The organism is Polyangium sorediatum, assembly GCF_029946465.1.
Taxonomy (GTDB): Bacteria; Myxococcota_A; Polyangia; order Polyangiales; family Polyangiaceae; genus Polyangium; species Polyangium fumosum.
The window spans coordinates 1-14,167 of sequence record NZ_JARZHI010000007.1 but is presented as its reverse complement, the minus strand read 5'-3'; the positions used below and the strand labels follow the sequence as shown (position 1 = coordinate 14,167).

Sequence of the window (14,167 nt, the reverse complement as noted above, 5' to 3'; positions counted from 1 at the left end):
CCCCTGCTCCGCGATCAGCGGCAGAGCCTGCCGATGTCCGTGATTCGTTCCTTGAGCTCCTGCGGCGGCAGGAACACGCCCAGCGCGGCCTGGAGCGTGGGGAGCGCGCGCTCGAGATCGTCGCGCTTCATCTTCGCCGCATCGACGCCGATCCGCGCGAAGGCCCGCTGGATCGTGCCCTTCGCGAACACCGGCGAAAGGCCGCTACGCTGGACTACTTGATCGAACAGGGAGTCCACGCGCGCGCCATCCTTCGTTGAGCGAGTTCATGCATCCCGAGCACGCAGATCATAACGGATCTCGGTGCTCGTGTGGCGCTTGGGCGATCGCTGCCCATGCCGTGACGACGCTGTACCCCCTCGCGAGTCTGGCGCCCGGCGCGATTCATGATTCGAGTATCCTATCACGCCGGCCCGGACGGCAACACGACCCGCGGGAAGCCCCCGACGTTTTCCTGCCGCGTCCAAGGGCTCGGGCCGCGTGCCCGCTCGCCCGGGACAGCCCCGGAAGCGGGCACGCGGGGCCCTCACGAAGAAGCGCGCTCGCGCCGGGGTTTGTCCTTGGCGCCGCGCTGCGAACGGTTGGGCCGCGCGAGGCGACGCAGCGGCGCGAGGATCGCGAGCAACCCCAGCGTGATCACGGACGCCTTGGGCCCGCGCTTGCGCATTTTTTTCGCCGGAGCGTGGTGCGCAGCCGACGACGCGTCGTGGTGAGACACGTCGATCGTCGCGACGCGCCGACCTGCGCTGCTCGACTTGCGCGCCTCTTCCCAGTCGCCCCAGTCGTCGCTGCCGTCGTCCGTGTCGCCGCTGCAATCCGAGTCGCTGCTCTCGCTGCTGTCGTCCGTGTCGCCGCCGCAGTCCTCGCTGGATGAGTCGTCGGACGAGTCGTCGGACGAGTCGTCGTAGTCGTAGTAGTCGTCGTCGGAGGTGTCGCCGCCACAGTCCTCGCTGGACGAGTCGTCGTAATAGTCGTCGTCGGAGGTGTCGCCGCTACAGTCCTCGCTGGACGAGTCGTCGTAGGAGCCGTCATCGCCCGTGTCGGAGGTGTCGCCGCTGCAGTCCTCGCTGGACGAGTCGTCGTAATAATAGTCGTCGCCTCCGCTGCCCGTGTCGTCGGTGATCACCGGATCCGCGGTGCCCACGCAGGCGCAGTTGACGTCGTTGTCGTAGTCGTCGTCGTAGTACGAACCGGCCGATCCGCCGACGCCGACGCCCACGCCCACGCCGTTCGATCCGCCTTGCCCGCCCGAGCTCGAACTGCCGCCCGAGCTCGAGCTGCTGCCGCTCCCCGTCGTGCTGCTGTTCCCGCTGCAGGTGCCGAGATCGAGGCTCGTCGCCGTGAGCAAGGGCGCGACGTCCGACGCCGCGGGCTCGAACGTCACGGGCCACGCGCTGCCGGCCGCGTTTTTCGCGATGAACAACGTCGCGCGCGTGAGCACGGCGTCCTCTGGCACCATGCCCGAGAGCGCGACGGCGAGGTCGTCCGTGATGCCGCCGCAACGTAGCTTCGCCGGATCGAGCTCCGCGCCTGCGGGCGACTCCACGCACGCGGGCCCGCCGCCCACGATGCCGAGCCCGGCGCGTGGACAGCTCTCGGCCACCGCGTACGGCTCGTCGAGCGCGACCGCGGCCACCGTGATGCAGGACGAGGCGCTCGGGTTCCCGTCGCCGTAGATCGCAGCGCGCTGGAAGAAGCTCGTCACCACACCCGTGACCGAGCTCGTCCCGTTCGCGATCGGCACGTTGCTCACGAGCGCCTCGTGGCTCGCCGCCTCGATCAGCACCGCGCTCGGCCCGCCGGCGAGGAGCCTGTCCGCGCGCAGCGTGACGTAGTTCGAATCGCCGTCGCCTGCGCTCCAGTGCAGATCGTTCGTCGGGAGCGTGATCGGCTTGCTGCCCGCGAGCGCGGCCCTGCCCTTGCCGAGCAGCCACGCCGTGACGCGCAGATCCGTGGCGCCGGCGCGCGTCACGGCGAGCGGAAGCACGGGGTCCTGCGTCGGGGACACGACACGCAAGGTGGAGGTGATGAACGGCGCGTTCGGCGCGTTGAAGCGCTCGGCGAAGAAGCGCTTGCCGACCATCTTGTCGAGCGCGGCGTAGACATCGGGCGCGATCTCGAAGCCGTGCTGGTTCGCCCACGCGGAGACCGCGGCCATGTCCGGCAAGAGCTTGGATTCGATCGGCGCGAGGCTCTCGATCGAGCCGAGCTCGTCGGTCACGTGGAACGGATCCGAGCCGTCGGGGACCTCTTCGCCGGGGCACGTCGGGGTCACGCCGGTCGGCGGGAAGATGCGCGGCGCCGTCGCTGTGTTGAGGGCTTCGAGCCAAGCGTCGGAGCTGTGATCGAGCGCGGCGCCCGGGGCGACGGGGACGATGATCCCGAACGGGCCGACGTCGGCCGACGCGCGAAGGCTGGTCCACAACGTGGAGCGCGTGGGGCCGACGGCGACGGCCACGCGCTGCTCGAACGGCGTGGTCTCCGCGCTTGGGAGCCAGGCGCCGGCCGCGTCGGCGTGCTGGGTCATGGCGAGGGTCGTGATCGCGGCGAGGCCCGTGAGAGGGAGCAAGCGCAAGTGCATGCCGAGCCCATCAGCAAGCGACGTGCCTCCATCGAATTCAACCGGCGAAGCGGAGTTTCGTGCTCCGCCTCGCGCGGTGAGAACCGTCGTTCATAGCGGGCGCGCAAACCTGGGAGGGATATGAAAAATAAGCATGTGGGGACGTAAACAGGCGAGCGCGGACGGGATGCCCTCTTGCCGGTTACGTAACCTCATGTACCCTCGAAACCCGTGGATCCTCATGCACCTGCCCCGTGCCCTGACTCGCCCGCCGAGGCGGGTGCGCCTGCGGAGGCGGACCGCCCGCGCGAAACGCCGCTCTTGACCACCGGTGAAATGGCGCGGCTGTCGAACAGCACGCTCCGCACCGTGCGTTTTTACGAGGAAGAGGGCATCTTGCGGCCCGCCCGGCGCACCGACGGCGGGCATCGGCTGTTCGAACGCTCCGAGCTCGACCGGCTGATGCTCGTGACCGACATGCGCATGGCGGGCCTGTCGCTCGACGACATCAAGGCCATCCTCGACGTGAAGAAGACGGCGACGTCGGGGTCCGCGGCCGCGCAGCAGGCCACGAAGGTCCTCGCCGCGCGGATCGACGAGCTGAAGGAGAAGCTCGCGGTCCTGAACCGCCTGCGCGACGACCTCGAAGAGACCACGAAGATCGTCGAGCCCTGCATGCGCTGCGAGGACGATCGGGGGTTCCCGACGGCCTGCGAGACCTGCACCGTGATGACGGCGCATCCGGTCCTGCCGCGGAGCGTGCGCGTGCTCTGGTCCATCAACCCGTGCAACCACGATCCGGCGCGCAAGCTCGCGGCGCCGCCGGGTGGGGCCGAGGGCGAGAAAGAGTCCTCTTGAGCGTTCGGCGCATCTGGACGCTCGCGGAGGCGAACGCGCTCGTGCCGCGCCTCTCGCTCCTCGTAGGCGCGCAGATGCGCCGCGCGTTCGACATCGACCAGCGCCTGCGTGCGATGCGGGCGCGTGGCCAGGGCGAGCGGCTGCTCGTGATGATCGAAGGTGAAGAGGTGCTCGACCCCGACGAGCGCGCGCTCCGGGCCGAGCTCCTGGTCTACGAAGAGGGCTGGCGCTCCATCGAGGAGCTCGGCGTGGCCGTGAAGGATCCGCGCATCGGCCTCTGTGATTTCCTCGGGCGGATCGAGGGCCGCGACGTCTGGCTCTGCTGGCGGTACGGCGAGCGGGCGGTCGAGCACTGGCACGAGCTCGATCAGGGTTTTTCCGGGCGCAAGCCCATCGGGATCCCCTCGAAGCCGCTGTATAACTGACCATCATGATCGATCGCAGAGCAGCCGCGCGGGCCGTGGAGGACTTTCTGCGCGCCCTCGGGCACGAGCCCGTGGGCGAGCTCGAGGGCACGGGCGAGCGCGTGGCCGACGCGTGGGCCGACGACCTGCTCGAAGGCGAGTCGATCGACGCTTCCGCCGTGCTGCGCGAAGGCTCGCTCGGCGTGACCGACACGGGCACGGGCATCGTCGTCGTGCGTGACCTCGCGGTGACGACCATCTGCCCGCATCACCTCTTGCCTGCGTTCGGCTCGGCGATCGTCGCGTACCAGCCGGGCGCGCGTGTCGCGGGCATCGGCACGCTCGCCCGTGTCGTCGACGTCGTGGCGCGCAGGTTGACGTTGCAGGAGCAGATCGGCGCGACCGTGGTCGACCTCATCGGCCGCGAGCTCGAAGCGAAGGGCGCGCTCTGCAAGCTCACGCTCACGCACACCTGCCTCGTCTCGCGGGGCGAGCGGAAAACCGGCGCGCTCGTGGAGACCCTCGCGTTCGGCGGATCGTTCGCCACGAGCGAGGGACGCGCGCTCGCGCTCGCCGCGCTCGGCCGCTGAGGCGCGTCCGTTCAAGGCCCTCGGCGTACGCCCTGCCTGTGGTGCGTGCTACGTTCGTTCGATGAACACCCTTTCGGATCTGCTGGAGGCGCTCCCTGCGTTGCCCCTCTTCCCGCTGCCGAACACGGTGCTCTTTCCAGGCGCGCTCTTGCCCCTGCACGTCTTCGAGCCGCGGTACCGCGCGATGGTGACCGACGTGCTGAAGACGCACCGCTCGATGGCGATCGTGATGATCACGAACGAGCGCCCGATGGACGCGCACGGGCATCCGGAGATCGCGCAGGTCGCCGGGCTCGGCACGATCGTCGACCACACGGAGCTGCCGGGCGGTCGGTTCAACATCCTCCTGCGCGGCCGCGTGCGGGTTCGTTTGTCGGAGCTCTCGTTCGAACCGCCGTACCGGCGCGCGTCCGCGGAGGTGCTCGTTCCTCCGGACGAGGAAATCACGCAGAGCGAGTTGTCGGCGCTGGTATCGACCGCGACGGCGTTCGCGCAGTTCGTTCGGGAGCGGGATCGCGGCTTCGAGTTTCGCTTGCCGCGCGACGCGAAGCCGGCTTTGCTCGCCGACCTCTGCGCCCACCACCTCGTGCTCGACGCACGCGAACGTCAAGCGATCCTCGAGACGCTCTCGCCGCGCGCGCGTGTTCGCCGCGTCGCTGAGGTCCTCGCGATGCAGAGGCACACGCTCATGCCGGGCGGTCGCGACCTGAATTGAGCGAGGACAGAGCGTGCGCCGCGCTCCTCATGGGCTACTCTGGCCGCCCATGACCGTGAACGTCCCCCCTGCCTCCGCCGTCGCGCCGATGATCGTCAAGCACCCGGGCTGTCCCGAGTGGGGCCTCGGCTATCTCTCCGAAGAACGCGACGACAAGCGCTTTTACGACTTCGAGGATGGCATGAGCCACTCGATCGCCAAGGCCTTCTGGTCGAAGCTCGAGCCGGTCACGCTCGGCGCTGCGGAGGCGCGGGCCCTCGAGAAGAAGGTCCGCGGGCTCAAGGATCAGAGGTCGCCGTCGGGCAAGCCCAAGCAGAAGGCGGTGGCGCCCGTCCTGCCGAACTTCGAGGCGCAGTTCGCGTTGTTCCTGGAGATCTTCCCGGGCGGCTTCACGAGCGCGCGGTTCGCCAAGGAGGAGCGTGGGGTCGAGGATCCGAACCCGACGGCCAAGAAGGCCAAGGCGACGCGCGCGATCGCGATGGCCACGGCGCGGGATCTCCTCGCGCGCGACGTGCTCGACAAGCAGATCCAGGCGGGCGCGTTTGCGGAGATCGTGGCGAACGTGCGCACGATCCACAAGGCGGCGACGGGCCTCTTGCACCCGCTCGGCGACATCATCCCGTTCACCAAGATGGCGGCCGAGCACGACCGCGCCGTCGCCGAGGCGGTGCGCGATTTGCTCCATGGTTCCGATGCGTACGACGCGCGCTTTGATCGTCTCGTCGCGGTCCTCGGGAAGGCGAAGCTCGCGACGTGGCCGCTCGCGACGGTGCTCTCGGCGCTCATGACGCCGGAGGAGCACGTCTTCGTGAAGCCGTCGTTCTACGAGAAGCAGGCGGCGATGATGAGCTTCCCGCTCAAGTACGAGCGCGCGCCGAGCGCAGCCACGTACGAGCGCATGCGCGCGCTCGTCGACGACATCGCGCAGAAGCTCACGTCGATGGGGCAGCCGCCGCGCGACAAGATGGACGTCTACTCGTTCATGGCGCGGACGATGTCGCCCCAGCAGCCTCCGAAGAAGGGCGCCTGAGGCGTCCTTGATCGGGGGAGGAGAGACTCACTCCCCCTCTTCACCCAGCACAAGCGAAGCGTCGAGCAGCTCGCCGAACGTGGCAGGGCGGTGGGCGCGTGCAGGAGAGCCGAGCGCGACGAGCTCGTCCTCCGGCAGCACGCGCCGCACGAGCGTGGGCCCCTGGGCGGCGTTGGGCTCGATGCGCACGCGCGCGTCCTCGCCCGGCGCCTTGCGTTCCACGCCGAGCCAGCCGGCCTTGCGCGTGGGCGGAGGCTCCGCCGTGAGGCCGTCGATCTCCCAGGTCGAATAGTCGTCGACGCGCTCGTCGCCGCGCGCGTCCGGGACGCGCACGCTCGCGACCTTGCGCGAGGCGGGAGGTCGCTCCTCGGATTCGGGCAGCGGCTCGGCGTCGGGATCGAGGATGCCGGGCAAGGCGTCGTCGAGCGGCAGCTCGTCTTTGAGCGAGCGTGGTTGTCGCGACGATGCGGGCGGCACGAGGTCCGGCGTGGATTTCGAAACCTTCGTCTCTGGCGAGCCGGGCCAGTCCTGGTCGTCGTCGTCGCTCAAGCGTCACCTCGGGAGGCGGGCCCGTCGAGCTCGGCGAGCACCTCGGCCCATACCGTGCCTCGCGCGAGCTCCGCGCGCATCCTCGCCGTCGCGCCTGCGTTGCTCACGAAGAACCGCGCGTGCGCCTCGATGCGCTCGATCCGCACGACCCGCGCGCTCTTGCCGCTCGCCACGGACAGCGCGCCTTCGAGCGTGATCTCGCAGAGCTCGTCGCCGTCCGCGCCGAGCGGTGATCCCGCCACGACGAACACGAGCGCGCGTCCCCACCGTTCGAGATCGAGCGCGCCGAGGCCGGCGAGCGCCCACGCGGCGGCGAGCTCGGAGAGCGCGGCTTCGGGGCTCGCGTCGAGCATCGCGTGTGTCGGGTCTGCGCCATCGGCGGCGAGACGTTTGGCGGCGGCGCGTCCGATCGACTCGCCGAGAGCTCGACCGAAGACGCGGCGCGCGGCTGGGCTCGCGCCGCCCCAGAGCGCCATGAGCGCCGAGGCGGGCACGACGACGCGCGCTTCTCCGCCGAGCCGCACGAGCCCTTCGGCGAGGTCGAACGACAAAGTCCCCGCGTTCGTGTACATACCCTACCCGTGTCGAGCGGCCTTCGGAGCCCGACGATCTCGGACCTCATGGTTGTAGGGCGTCGCGCCGAGGGGTGTCAAATGGCGGCGTCGCGCTCGTCGCGCAGTCGTTGGGCCCTCGGGTGGGCAGGAATCCTGATCGCTGCCGCTGCCGCGCCCGCTTCCGCTTCCGCTCCCGCTTCCGCGCCCGCGTCCGCCTCCGCTCCCGCTCCCGTGGCCGCACCCGCTCGCCGCGCCGGGCCCTCCGTTCTCCCGGCCCGCGAACGCCCGCTTGCTGGCTCCGTCCCCAGGGCCGCCTGTTCGTTCCTCGCGCCCGTCTGCGTCCACGCGGGCGCCTCCGTGGCCGAGGGCTCGATCCTCCGCGCGCTCGCCTCTGCCGAACGTTCGCTCCGTGCCATGACCGCGCTCGGCTTGCCGCTCCCGTTGCCCGACGACGATCGCGGCGGCGACGCGCGGTACGACCTCTACCTCGTCGAAGGCGCCCTTCCGCCCTTCACTGTCCCCGACGGCATTGCCACGGGCGGCGCTTGGGACCGCGCCGCTGCGTTCACCGTCCTCCCGCCGCCCGATCCCGCGGCCGGCTGTGAATTCGACGCCGCCGTCACCCGTGCCCTCGCCCATGCCTCCGTGCTCCGCCTCGACGCGGGCGCCGAACCCTCCGCGATGGGAATGGTTGGCACCGAGCTCGCCGCCACAATCGTCGATTGTGGCCTCGTCGACGCCGCCGCCGTCGACGATTTTCAGCGCGCGCCGGAGCGTTCGCTCACCGCGCTCGCGAGCCCCGACGAACCCACGGGCGCCTTCCTTTTCGCGCGTTTCCTCGACGAACACTACGGCAGGGGTGTACCCACCGGCGTCCTTTGGGGCCTGCTCGCCGTCGCCGGCCAGCGTACCGAGGCCTCCGCGCTTCATTTCGCCAACGAGCCCGACCTCTTCGACGCCTTGCGCAGCAATGCCCGCGCGCACGAAAAACCTTTCGAGGACCTGCTCCTCGATTTCGCGGTCGACCGCGCGTTCGTGGGCTCGCGGAGCGACGGCGGGCACCTCGTGGACGTCGAGCGGTTCGGCGATTTCGGCCGCGTCCGCTTCGAATGGGCCGTCGCCTACGACACCTTGCCGCGACGGCTCGCGCCGCTCCGGCCGATCGAGGCGACCGGCGCGACGTACCTCTGGCTCGATTTGCAAGGCGCGCCCGAGGACGCCGAAATCACGTTCGCCGCGGACTGGGAGCTCGGCGTCTTTTTCCACTGGACGCTCGTGAAGATCGACCACGCGGGCGCCGAGGTCGGCCGCGCGACGATCGCCGGGATCAACGGCGCGACCCACGCCGATCGAACGATTCGCGACGTGCGAGGCCTCGCCGGGCTCATGGTCGTCGGCGTCAACGTGGGCAGCATCGACCGGAGCCACCCGTTCGACCCCGACGAGGGCCCCGAATTGCCGCGCGCGTACACCGTCACGTTTTACAAATGACTCAGGTGACGATCGGCACGCACAAGCTCTGCGTGCTGTGGACCGCTCCGGCGGCGTAGCCGAGCAGCCCTTGCAGGAAATACCCGGGCGGACAGGTCTCCGTGAACGGCACGCCGCCGGTGCCGCCGAACGAGGGCTCGATGCTCCCGGGCGCCCCCATTTGCACCCACGGCCGCACGCGCGCGCAGCGCACGCCGATGCGATCGAGCGTGGACGCGGCGCGACCACGCACGGCGATGACAGCCTCGCTTTGCGGGCACTCCGAGGAAAACGCTTCCCCCGTCGTGCCCCCGATCATCGGCCTTTCGTCGTGATTCGTGAACGTGCCATTCTCCAGCATTCGCGCACAGATCAGCCCCAGCGCGCCGACGGTCGTATCGCTCCGTCCCCGCAGGCCGACGACGAGCTCGTTTTGCGCGCACGTCAATGCGTAGGGATCGCCGGTCGTGCTGCCGCGTAGATCGAGGAGGAGCGGCGTGGCCGCGTCGATGGTGTAGGTGGTCTGGAATTCGGTCGTCGAGGTTGGCGCGTCGGGATCCGGGGTGAAAAGCTCGGATTGCGGGGAAGGGGGCTCGCAGGCGGCGAGGGCAAAACACGCTGCCAACGTGAGCAGGGGCTTCGCAGGGGAGGGGGACGCGGGCATGGTGAGGGGGGAAGGGGCAGCGGGTGTGCCAGGGAGGCGGGGCCGTGCGGATCGTCGTTGGCACTTGCAATCTGCACATGGGCTGGCGACGATGGTCCTCCTACGAGCCGAGCCCCCACCATGAAGAGCACCATGCCGCGACCCCGTCATTCGAATCCGTCGAGCCCATTCCGCCGCCCACGCGCTGATCTCGGGGTTTCCCTCCTCGCGCTCGCGCTCCTCGTGGGGTGCACGCCGGGCGGTGGCTCCACGGGCTCCGGCGGAAATGGTTCAACGAGCTCCACGGGCGGCAACGTGCTTTGCATTCCCGGCAGTCAGGTCGCCTGCGCATGCCCCGCAGGCGCGCAAGGCGTCCAGGTGTGCAACGGGGAGGGCAGTGGATACGAACCTTGCCAATGCAGCGCGACCGGAAGCGGGGGCGGGGGCGGAGGCGGAGGCGGAGGCGGAAGCGGAGGTGCTGGCGGAAGCGGGGGCGGAGGCGGAGGCGGCAAGCGAAATCTGTTTGTGTACCGTTTCTGAGGCTAGGGCGAGGAGTAACGGCGCGATCTTCAACAGGATTTGCATGGTTCCTCCGAACACGGGCGGAAGCCTTGCGGGGCGCACGGCGCAGCCCTCGGGGCGCTCTCGACGCTCGGGGCGATTGCGAGGCGCACGGCGCAGCCCTCGGGGCTCTCGACGCTCGGCGCGCTCTCGGAGCGGTCGTGCTCGACGGGCGCAACCCTCGGGGCGCTCTCGACGCTTGGCGCGGTCGTGCTCGACGGGCGCAGCCCTCGGGGCGCTCTCGATGCTCGGGGCGATTGCGAGGCGCGCAGCCCTCGGGGCTCTCGACGCTCGGCGCGCGCTCGGCGCGGTCGTGCTCGACGGGCGCAGCCCTCGGGGCGCTCTCGACGCTTGGCGCGGTCGTGCTCGGCGCGGCGCAGCCCTCGGGGCGCTCGGCGTGGTCGTGCTCGACGGCGCAGCCCTCGGGGCGCTCTCGATGCTCGGGGCGATTGCGAGGCGCACGGCGCAGCCCTCGGGGCGCTCTCGACGCTCGGCACGGTCGTGCTCGGCGCGGCGCAGCCCTCGGGGCGCTCGGCGCGGTCGTGCTCGACGGGCGCAGCCCTCGGGGCGCTCTCGACGGTCGGGGCGATTGCGAGGCGCACGGCGCAGCCCTCGGGGCGCGCTATTGCTTGGTCGCTGATGGCGAGGCGACACCGCATTTCTTGGCCTGCTTCATATAGTCACCTCCTGCGTCACATTCGGCTTTTACCCTGTCGCAGCATGCGCTGCAATCCGCGCCCAACCCACGCGTATTGCAGCCACTGTAACAAATCTCCTGATAGTCTGCACATGTCGGCTCTGCGGCGTCGGTCCGTTGTCGCGATCGATGACCTATAGGCTGCATTGTAGCCGCAGCAAGAACCAGGAGTCCGAAAAGCGCGATTGCACCAACTGCAAGCAAAAGGTGTCGTTTCATCGATTTTCCTTCCTCGTCACCCTTGGCTCGCTTGGCCCATTGGATTACTCGACTGGCGCGTGCTCCACGAGTCCTGACTACTCCTCGCAGCTTGAGAAGCTATAGTCGCCGCCGTCCGAATCGCATTTGCGCGCCTGGTTGCGGCAACAGAGATCGCACGCTATGCTAAAGCCGGATTTCGCGCACCGATTTTGACAGGCCACCATCCGCATATGACAGGCGTCGTCGTCAATGGTTGGTGGAGAGGGACCACAGGCCGCGGCTAAAACGGCTAGCACCGCTCCGCTGAACACATTCACGAGAAACCGCGGAACATGAACTGCAAACACCATTGCACTCGTCCTTCCTAGTCGTCCGTCACGCGCTCTCATTGGTCCATTGGCGGGGATGGTGCCTGACAGCAAAAGACGCGCGGGTCTGCGCCCCTCACTTCGCCGACAGGCTGCCCGCCGCTTGGCTCGCATGTCCCAGGCTCATTGTTGATCCATTTCGCCTCCATCCCACCAAGCGCGAGCGGCATGCCCGCGAAGTCGATGCAGAGCCCCTGGGCCGCTGGCACGTCTTTGAAAAGCGGGTTCGGAAGGCTGCCGCATACCGGATTCTGGTAAGCCGAAACTGCCGCCGCGCATTGTCCGCCAATCGGTTCGCCGCACTCGCAAGCCGAGCATTCCACTTTCCCTTCGGTTCCGCCATAGAACACGAATTGATGCGGGAATACTTCGGGGCACTTCGGCAAGTGCTCCTCATCGACAGGCAACGTATATTGCACGCACTGACGAAACCCCGGGGGCGGGGGCTCGGCGCTCGGCAAGCAAGTGTCGTTGGAATTCTCGCATTTACCATCGACCGTCCCTTGACACGCTTTCGCGAACGTACCCCAGTGGATTCCGTTTGCAAACGAGACAGGCTGCGGCGCGAAGGAAGGAGACTCCGGGATCGGGTCGCCAATGGGCTCGCACGGCGAGACGGTAGGCGCTGCGAGCATAATGGACGCGAAGGTGCCAGAAGGAATTACAGCGGGGGAAACGCAACTTCCATCCCACGGCATGGGAGCCTGGTAGCTCGTCACGTTGCCGCCCTGGCAGAAGCTAGCGGAATCCACGGTAATGGCATTCGGCAGGCTGCATGTTGCAGGCCCGCACGCGCAAGGCGAGCATTGAACGTGTACCGACAGATCGGCATAGCCGGTGTAGAAATCGCCTTCGGCTCGCTCCGGGCAATCGGGCGCCTCCTCCTCGGCCCCCATCCATACCAGGACCGCCTTTTCGCGAAAGTCGGATGTCCCCATGGGGACACATTCGCCCCCGGCTGCTTTGCAGGATAGAGGCTCGATCGAACCGCCGCCATCGGGGAAGCAATCCCCGTGGATGTCCGCATCCGGACTCGCGTCCGGGAGGCAATAAAGCGTCGAATGTAAAGGCTCTGCCGTGCAGCCATTCACGACAAGCGCCGAGCCGAGGCCGGATGCGCCGAGCGCGATTGAAACGAAGAGCTTTGTCCTGAGTTGAACCGCGAACATGACGAGCGTCCTTCCTACCGACCGAACATTAACGATGCCGACACGGAAAACAGAAAACGATTGGTTTGCCAAATTGGAGTTGTGCCACCCGGAGCAGCGATATCAACCACCACGTCTCGGGTCAGCGCGGCGGCATCCGCGAAGATGCGCGCGGACACGGTGCTTGTAATGCCGTACGTCGCGCCGACACCAAGTCCCAACGTCGGAACAACATGGGTGTCTGTATACAATCCATATACAGAGGTTGGCCCGAGCCGATGATCGAAGAGTGTTGCCCCTGCAAGGGCGCACCCCTGGAACCATTGCCAGTGCGCGCACGGTCCAGCAACGGCAGAAGCCGAGAATATGTCGATCGGCCGGTTGACAACATCACCAAGCGACCATGCGCCTTTTGCAACGGCCATGACTGAAAAGCTCTGGCGCCGATACTGGCCCACAAGGGAGAAGCCAAGGGACGCAGAGGGGGCCGCGCCGAACACCATTACAGGGCCGATGCCAACATTGAAGCGAGGCGGCGCCTCTGCCTCCAGGGGCAAGGGCTCTCGCGCGGCATTCGGCGCCCGGACAACTTCGCGCACAATTACACGTCGTTCCGTCGGTTCCTTCTCGATGGTTATGATTTGAGGCTGACTCGCGTCAGGCTCGGGAAACTCGAATTGCAGTAAAATCGACTTTCCGTCGACACACTCGGCGGTCTGTTTGAGGTCTTTACGACCCGTCAATGTCGCGGAGATGTCTGTCTTTCCAGGCGATATGAACGTCCAAAACGCGCCTTCGCTTCGGACGCGCCTGTCGACTCCGATCGATACCATGGCGTCAACATCGTTGACCATGACATCGATCCGACAGACACGCTTGCGCACGCGCTCGTAAGCCTCAAAGAATTGCCTACGCTCCGCCGACGATATTCCGGCTGCCTCGGATACCGCAACTTGCAAGGCAAATGCCATTGTGAGATCGGTTTGCGGGTCTGGCAGAAACATTGAAAGCACGAGCCCAAGGCGTCCGGATAGGCGAGGATCGTGCTTAATCGTTAGGGCTTCCGTATATCTGTCGGCAGCCTCATTTAACCGCCGCGCTTCGAGGGCCCGATCTCCCGCCGCAACGCGCGCCTTGAACCGTTCCTCGTCCTCGGGGCTTAACTTACGATACCGGCTGGCGCGCGTGGGTTTAGGTTCGTCGGGTTTCGACTGCGCGGGCTTCTCCGGTTCAGCCGCCTTAATGGGCGCCGAAAGCGAAAGTAGGAGGAGAACGGCCAGGGCGAAGGGGCGAGACACGAGGGAGCATCCTACAGGATCGGACGAACGCCGGGAAGGGGTGCGGTAAGATCGGACGAACCTTTGCACCGTGCGATCCGCGGGTCTGTCGCCGTCGAGCGACCACGCCGAGCGCTGAGTACGCCGCGAGGACTGCGCCGTCGAGCACGACCGCGCCGAGCGCCCCGAGGGCTGCGCCGAGCGTCGAGAGCGCCGCGAGGGCTGCGCCGTCGAGCACGCGCCACGCCGAGCGCGCGCCGAGCGGCGCGAGGACTGCGCCGAACGCCGAGCGGCGGGAGTTCGTGCCAGGTTCGATTTCGTGCCATGACACGAACTGTCGCGAGGGCTGCCCGGGGGCTGCGCCGTCGAGCACGCGCCACGCCGAGCGCCCCGAGAGCTGCGCCGCGTGCCGAAGTGCGCATCCCGCCCATCGTGACCGCTCGTTACGCGCCATCGTGACCACCTGTTTCGCGCCATCGTGACCACCCGTTTCGCGCCATCGTGATCGGAGCGAAGCGACGCTCTGGCTGTTCAGGGTTCCT

General features: G+C 68.0%; 13 protein-coding genes. 6 read left to right on the top strand and 7 right to left on the bottom strand.

The window, feature by feature from the left end:
- Positions 1–14 precede the first annotated feature (14 nt).
- Positions 15–239 (bottom strand): hypothetical protein, encoded by a 225-nt coding sequence (locus QHF89_RS10815; protein ID WP_136928993.1) that lies wholly within the window; start codon positions 237–239, stop codon positions 15–17.
- Between the two features lie 287 nt (positions 240–526).
- Positions 527–2,581, bottom strand: coding sequence for a DUF2330 domain-containing protein (locus tag QHF89_RS10810; protein ID WP_136967025.1), 2,055 nt, complete (start codon positions 2,579–2,581; stop codon positions 527–529).
- A 210-nt stretch (positions 2,582–2,791) separates the two neighbouring features.
- On the opposite strand from QHF89_RS10810, the gene QHF89_RS10805 reads away from it, so the two are divergent.
- From QHF89_RS10805 to QHF89_RS10785, 5 genes are all read left to right on the top strand, one after another.
- Positions 2,792–3,418 (top strand): helix-turn-helix domain-containing protein, encoded by a 627-nt coding sequence (locus tag QHF89_RS10805; RefSeq protein WP_284720349.1) that lies wholly within the window; start codon positions 2,792–2,794, stop codon positions 3,416–3,418.
- Entirely contained in the window at positions 3,415–3,843 is a 429-nt protein-coding gene (locus QHF89_RS10800) for a DUF2203 domain-containing protein (RefSeq protein WP_136967027.1), read from the top strand. The genes QHF89_RS10805 and QHF89_RS10800 overlap by 4 nt, the downstream gene beginning before the upstream one ends.
- Positions 3,844–3,848: 5 nt before the next feature.
- Complete coding sequence (gene folE, locus QHF89_RS10795; RefSeq protein WP_136967028.1) at positions 3,849–4,412, top strand: GTP cyclohydrolase I; 564 nt, start codon at positions 3,849–3,851, stop codon at positions 4,410–4,412.
- A 61-nt stretch (positions 4,413–4,473) separates the two neighbouring features.
- A complete protein-coding gene (locus QHF89_RS10790) occupies positions 4,474–5,127 on the top strand; it encodes an LON peptidase substrate-binding domain-containing protein (protein WP_136967029.1) in 654 nt (217 codons plus the stop codon).
- 49 nt (positions 5,128–5,176) lie between these two features.
- A complete protein-coding gene (locus QHF89_RS10785; protein ID WP_136967030.1) occupies positions 5,177–6,157 on the top strand; it encodes a hypothetical protein in 981 nt (326 codons plus the stop codon).
- Between the two features lie 27 nt (positions 6,158–6,184).
- On the opposite strand, the gene QHF89_RS10780 is transcribed toward QHF89_RS10785, so the two are convergent.
- Positions 6,185–6,706 (bottom strand): hypothetical protein, encoded by a 522-nt coding sequence (locus QHF89_RS10780; protein WP_136967031.1) that lies wholly within the window; start codon positions 6,704–6,706, stop codon positions 6,185–6,187.
- Positions 6,703–7,278 carry a hypothetical protein gene (locus QHF89_RS10775; RefSeq protein ID WP_136967032.1) on the bottom strand — a complete coding sequence of 192 codons (576 nt, stop codon included), beginning with the start codon at positions 7,276–7,278 and terminating at the stop codon, positions 6,703–6,705. Before QHF89_RS10775 ends, QHF89_RS10780 begins: the two co-directional genes overlap by 4 nt.
- A gap of 213 nt (positions 7,279–7,491) precedes the next feature.
- On the opposite strand from QHF89_RS10775, the gene QHF89_RS10770 reads away from it, so the two are divergent.
- Positions 7,492–8,751: a hypothetical protein gene (locus QHF89_RS10770; protein WP_136967033.1), complete on the top strand. Its 1,260-nt coding sequence runs from the start codon at positions 7,492–7,494 to the stop codon at positions 8,749–8,751.
- A gap of 1 nt (position 8,752) precedes the next feature.
- Here the strand turns inward: QHF89_RS10770 and QHF89_RS10765 are convergent, their stop codons facing one another.
- The 3 genes from QHF89_RS10765 to QHF89_RS10755 form a co-directional block, all read right to left on the bottom strand.
- On the bottom strand, positions 8,753–9,394 hold the full coding sequence (locus tag QHF89_RS10765; protein WP_136967034.1) for a hypothetical protein: 642 nt from the start codon (positions 9,392–9,394) through the stop codon (positions 8,753–8,755).
- A gap of 1,823 nt (positions 9,395–11,217) precedes the next feature.
- Positions 11,218–12,369 (bottom strand): hypothetical protein, encoded by a 1,152-nt coding sequence (locus QHF89_RS10760; protein WP_136967035.1) that lies wholly within the window; start codon positions 12,367–12,369, stop codon positions 11,218–11,220.
- 14 nt (positions 12,370–12,383) lie between these two features.
- The gene (locus QHF89_RS10755; RefSeq protein ID WP_136967036.1) at positions 12,384–13,646 is read right to left on the bottom strand and encodes a hypothetical protein; all 1,263 of its coding nucleotides are present in this window, start codon (positions 13,644–13,646) and stop codon (positions 12,384–12,386) included.
- Between the last annotated feature and the right edge of the window lie 521 nt (positions 13,647–14,167).